The following is a 536-nucleotide window of genomic DNA, read 5'->3' on the forward strand; positions in this document are numbered from 1 at the left end:
CATCGCGGCTGGGGGACGTCCATCATCATCGGCGTGGCGGCGTCGGGGCAGGAGATCTCGACCCGGCCGTTCCAGCTCGTCACCGGGCGCAACTGGCGCGGCACGGCTTTCGGCGGGGCCCGCGGCCGGACGGACGTGCCGAAGATCGTGGACTGGTACATTCAGGGGAAGATCGAGATCGACCCGCTCATCACCCACGTTCTGCCACTCGAGAAGATCTACGACGGCTTCGACCTCATGCATGCCGGCGAGAGCATCCGGAGCGTCGTGGTCTTCTGATTTGTCGCGAATGGGGCGATTCGCTCCCGCTGCGGGCGTTCACGGCGTGTGGCGTCGTCATTGCGCGCAAGACACCCGTCTGTCCTGTGCTCAAAAAGGCACATGCGGCATAATTGGCACAAGAGTGAGCTATCGCAGCTTGTTACATGCGAAATCTGCGCTGTTCGGCCGCGCAAAGTTGATGCTAGCGTCGGCACGTCGATAACAAGGACGGGCGGGCTGATCCTGCGGCCGCCATGTCCAAAGCGTTGCAGGGC

Annotated in this window: 1 pseudogene; it reads left to right on the plus strand. The window is 63.2% G+C overall.

Going from position 1 to position 536, the window contains the following annotated elements:
• Positions 1–279 (plus strand): annotated as a pseudogene (locus AC1DWF_RS38070) (S-(hydroxymethyl)glutathione dehydrogenase); the annotation flags it as partial.
• Positions 280–536 lie beyond the last annotated feature (257 nt).

Source organism: Aminobacter sp. P4_D5, assembly GCF_056401815.1.